This window comes from Amorphus suaedae (genome assembly GCF_053629675.1).
This window is the reverse complement of the sequence record NZ_JBRJIT010000004.1, coordinates 1-5225: the sequence shown is the minus strand read 5'-3', so window position 1 is coordinate 5225 and position 5225 is coordinate 1. Positions and strand designations below refer to the sequence as shown.

General features: G+C 48.0%; 3 rRNA genes. All 3 read right to left on the bottom strand.

Annotated elements, in window-relative coordinates:
- Nucleotides 1-135 precede the first annotated feature (135 nt).
- The 3 genes from AB7M35_RS23235 to AB7M35_RS23225 all read right to left on the bottom strand — a co-directional run bounded on the left by AB7M35_RS23235 (nt 136) and on the right by AB7M35_RS23225 (nt 5021).
- Nucleotides 136-1686: ribosomal RNA gene (locus AB7M35_RS23235) — 16S ribosomal RNA — on the bottom strand.
- A 228-nt stretch (nt 1687-1914) separates the two neighbouring features.
- Nucleotides 1915-2029, bottom strand: a 5S ribosomal RNA gene (gene rrf / locus AB7M35_RS23230).
- A gap of 70 nt (nt 2030-2099) precedes the next feature.
- Nucleotides 2100-5021, bottom strand: a 23S ribosomal RNA gene (locus AB7M35_RS23225).
- Nucleotides 5022-5225: the final 204 nt, after the last annotated feature.

Genomic DNA, 5225 nt, shown 5'->3' with positions numbered 1-5225 from the left:
GGTTTTGCTTGGTAAAATCTTACTTACTTATCTAGTTTTCAATGTACAAAGAATGTTAATAAACATTCAAAACTGAATACAATATGTCACGTTATTCCCTCATCTTCGTAGAAGATGTTCCGAATATATCCTTAGAAAGGAGGTGATCCAGCCGCACCTTCCGATACGGCTACCTTGTTACGACTTCACCCCAATCATTTGTCCCACCTTCGACGGCTAGCTCCAAATGGTTACTCCACCGGCTTCGGGTGTTACAAACTCTCGTGGTGTGACGGGCGGTGTGTACAAGACCCGGGAACGTATTCACCGTAGCATGCTGATCTACGATTACTAGCGATTCCAGCTTCATATAGTCGAGTTGCAGACTACAATCCGAACTGAGAACAACTTTATGGGATTTGCTTGACCTCGCGGTTTCGCTGCCCTTTGTATTGTCCATTGTAGCACGTGTGTAGCCCAAATCATAAGGGGCATGATGATTTGACGTCATCCCCACCTTCCTCCGGTTTGTCACCGGCAGTCAACTTAGAGTGCCCAACTTAATGATGGCAACTAAGCTTAAGGGTTGCGCTCGTTGCGGGACTTAACCCAACATCTCACGACACGAGCTGACGACAACCATGCACCACCTGTCACTCTGTCCCCCGAAGGGGAAAACTCTATCTCTAGAGGGGTCAGAGGATGTCAAGATTTGGTAAGGTTCTTCGCGTTGCTTCGAATTAAACCACATGCTCCACCGCTTGTGCGGGTCCCCGTCAATTCCTTTGAGTTTCAACCTTGCGGTCGTACTCCCCAGGCGGAGTGCTTAATGCGTTAGCTGCAGCACTAAGGGGCGGAAACCCCCTAACACTTAGCACTCATCGTTTACGGCGTGGACTACCAGGGTATCTAATCCTGTTTGATCCCCACGCTTTCGCACATCAGCGTCAGTTACAGACCAGAAAGTCGCCTTCGCCACTGGTGTTCCTCCATATCTCTGCGCATTTCACCGCTACACATGGAATTCCACTTTCCTCTTCTGCACTCAAGTTTTCCAGTTTCCAATGACCCTCCACGGTTGAGCCGTGGGCTTTCACATCAGACTTAAAAAACCGCCTACGCGCGCTTTACGCCCAATAATTCCGGATAACGCTTGCCACCTACGTATTACCGCGGCTGCTGGCACGTAGTTAGCCGTGGCTTTCTGATTAGGTACCGTCAAGACGTGCATAGTTACTTACACATTTGTTCTTCCCTAATAACAGAGTTTTACGATCCGAAGACCTTCATCACTCACGCGGCGTTGCTCCGTCAGGCTTTCGCCCATTGCGGAAGATTCCCTACTGCTGCCTCCCGTAGGAGTCTGGACCGTGTCTCAGTTCCAGTGTGGCCGATCACCCTCTCAGGTCGGCTACGCATCGTTGCCTTGGTAAGCCGTTACCTTACCAACTAGCTAATGCGGCGCGGATCCATCTATAAGTGACAGCAAAACCGTCTTTCACTATTGAACCATGCGGTTCAATATATTATCCGGTATTAGCTCCGGTTTCCCGAAGTTATCCCAGTCTTATAGGTAGGTTATCCACGTGTTACTCACCCGTCCGCCGCTAACGTCAGAGGAGCAAGCTCCTCGTCTGTTCGCTCGACTTGCATGTATTAGGCACGCCGCCAGCGTTCATCCTGAGCCAGGATCAAACTCTCCATAAAAATTATGATGTTTGATTAGCTCATAAATACTAAATAGTTTGTAACGTTTCGTTACTGTTTATTGGAATTAACGTTGACATATTGTCATTCAGTTTTCAATGTTCATTTCTAATCAACAAGAATTAATTATACATCTTAAGCATAGTTAAGTCAACAAAAAATTCAAGTTAATTTATTAATATATTCTATTAATCCACAAAAAAATGACCAACAGGTCAAAAGTAGATTGCCTGGCAACGTCCTACTCTAGCGGAACGTCAGTCCGACTACCATCGGCGCTAAGGAGCTTAACTTCTGTGTTCGGCATGGGAACAGGTGTGACCTCCTTGCCATTGTCACCAGACAAATGAATGATTATACATTCAAAACTAGATAGTAAGTAAGATTTTGCGTCGCAAAACGTTTTTTAAAAATTGATTAAGTCTTCGATCGATTAGTATTCGTCAGCTCCACGTGTCACCACGCTTCCACCTCGAACCTATTAACCTCGTCATCTTCGAGGGATCTTATAACCGAAGTTGGGAAATCTCATCTTGAGGGGGGCTTCATGCTTAGATGCTTTCAGCACTTATCCCGTCCATACATAGCTACCCAGCTATGCCGTTGGCACGACAACTGGTACACCAGAGGTATGTCCATCCCGGTCCTCTCGTACTAAGGACAGCTCCTCTCAAATTTCCTACGCCCACGACGGATAGGGACCGAACTGTCTCACGACGTTCTGAACCCAGCTCGCGTACCGCTTTAATGGGCGAACAGCCCAACCCTTGGGACCGACTACAGCCCCAGGATGCGATGAGCCGACATCGAGGTGCCAAACCTCCCCGTCGATGTGAACTCTTGGGGGAGATAAGCCTGTTATCCCCGGGGTAGCTTTTATCCGTTGAGCGATGGCCCTTCCATGCGGAACCACCGGATCACTAAGTCCGTCTTTCGACCCTGCTCGACTTGTAGGTCTCGCAGTCAAGCTCCCTTATGCCTTTACACTCTATGAATGATTTCCAACCATTCTGAGGGAACCTTTGAGCGCCTCCGTTACCTTTTAGGAGGCGACCGCCCCAGTCAAACTGCCCGCCTGACACTGTCTCCCACCACGATAAGTGGTGCGGGTTAGAAAGCCAACACAGCTAGGGTAGTATCCCACCAACGCCTCCACGTAAGCTAGCGCTCACGTTTCAAAGGCTCCTACCTATCCTGTACAAGCTGTGCCGAATTTCAATATCAGGCTACAGTAAAGCTCCACGGGGTCTTTCCGTCCTGTCGCGGGTAACCTGCATCTTCACAGGTACTATGATTTCACCGAGTCTCTCGTTGAGACAGTGCCCAAATCGTTACGCCTTTCGTGCGGGTCGGAACTTACCCGACAAGGAATTTCGCTACCTTAGGACCGTTATAGTTACGGCCGCCGTTTACTGGGGCTTCGATTCGTAGCTTCGCAGAAGCTAACCACTCCTCTTAACCTTCCAGCACCGGGCAGGCGTCAGCCCCTATACATCACCTTACGGTTTAGCAGAGACCTGTGTTTTTGATAAACAGTCGCTTGGGCCTATTCACTGCGGCTCTTCTGGGCGTGAACCCTAAAGAGCACCCCTTCTCCCGAAGTTACGGGGTCATTTTGCCGAGTTCCTTAACGAGAGTTCGCTCGCTCACCTTAGAATTCTCATCTTGACTACCTGTGTCGGTTTGCGGTACGGGCACCTGTTATCTATCTAGAGGCTTTTCTCGGCAGTGTGAAATCAACGACTCGAGGAAACAATTTCCTCTCCCCATCACAGCTCAGCCTTATGAGTGCCGGATTTGCCTAACACTCAGCCTTACTGCTTGGACGTGCACTCCAACAGCACGCTTCGCCTATCCTACTGCGTCCCCCCATCGATTAAAACGATACTAGGTGGTACAGGAATATCAACCTGTTATCCATCGCCTACGCCTGTCGGCCTCAGCTTAGGACCCGACTAACCCAGAGCGGACGAGCCTTCCTCTGGAAACCTTAGTCAATCGGTGGACGGGATTCTCACCCGTCTTTCGCTACTCACACCGGCATTCTCACTTCTAAGCGCTCCACATGTCCTTGCGATCATGCTTCGACGCCCTTAGAACGCTCTCCTACCATTGTCCAAAGGACAATCCACAGCTTCGGTAATATGTTTAGCCCCGGTACATTTTCGGCGCAGTGTCACTCGACTAGTGAGCTATTACGCACTCTTTAAATGATGGCTGCTTCTAAGCCAACATCCTAGTTGTCTGGGCAACGCCACATCCTTTTCCACTTAACATATATTTTGGGACCTTAGCTGGTGGTCTGGGCTGTTTCCCTTTCGAACACGGACCTTATCACCCATGTTCTGACTCCCAAGTTAAATTAATTGGCATTCGGAGTTTGTCTGAATTCGGTAACCCGAGAGGGGCCCCTCGTCCAAACAGTGCTCTACCTCCAATAATCATCACTTGAGGCTAGCCCTAAAGCTATTTCGGAGAGAACCAGCTATCTCCAAGTTCGATTGGAATTTCTCCGCTACCCTCAGTTCATCCGCTCACTTTTCAACGTAAGTCGGTTCGGTCCTCCATTCAGTGTTACCTGAACTTCAACCTGACCAAGGGTAGATCACCTGGTTTCGGGTCTACGACCAAATACTCAACGCCCTATTCAGACTCGCTTTCGCTGCGGCTCCACATTTGCTGCTTAACCTTGCATCAGATCGTAACTCGCCGGTTCATTCTACAAAAGGCACGCCATCACCCATTAACGGGCTCTGACTACTTGTAAGCACACGGTTTCAAGTTCTCTTTCACTCCCCTTCCGGGGTACTTTTCACCTTTCCCTCACGGTACTGGTTCACTATCGGTCACTAGAGAGTATTTAGCCTTAGGAGATGGTCCTCCCAGATTCCGACGGAATTTCACGTGCTCCGTCGTACTCAGGATCCACTCAAGAGAGAATATGTTTTCGACTACAGGATTATTACCTTCTTTGATTCATCTTTCCAGATGATTCGTCTAACATGTTCTTTTGTAACTCCGTATAGAGTGTCCTACAACCCCAACAAGCAAGCTTGTTGGTTTGGGCTCTTCCCGTTTCGCTCGCCGCTACTCAGGGAATCGATTTTTCTTTCTCTTCCTCCGGGTACTAAGATGTTTCAGTTCTCCGGGTCTGCCTTCTGACATGCTATAAATTCACATGTCGATAACATGACATAACTCATGCTGGGTTCCCCCATTCGGAAATCTCTGGATCAACGCTTACTTACAGCTACCCAAAGCATATCGTCGTTAGTAACGTCCTTCATCGGCTTCTAGTGCCAAGGCATCCACCGTGCGCCCTTAATAACTTAATCTATGTTTCCACCATATTTTGAATTGTTATTCAAAATAAATAGCTAAAACTAGTTATTAATCTTGTGAGTGTTCTTTCGAACACTAGCGATTATTTATGAATTCAAGCTTATTTAAAACTCTATTCACTCGGTTTTGCTTGGTAAATTCGTACTTACTTATCTAGTTTTCAATGGACCAAGACTGTTAAGAATCATTCAAAACTG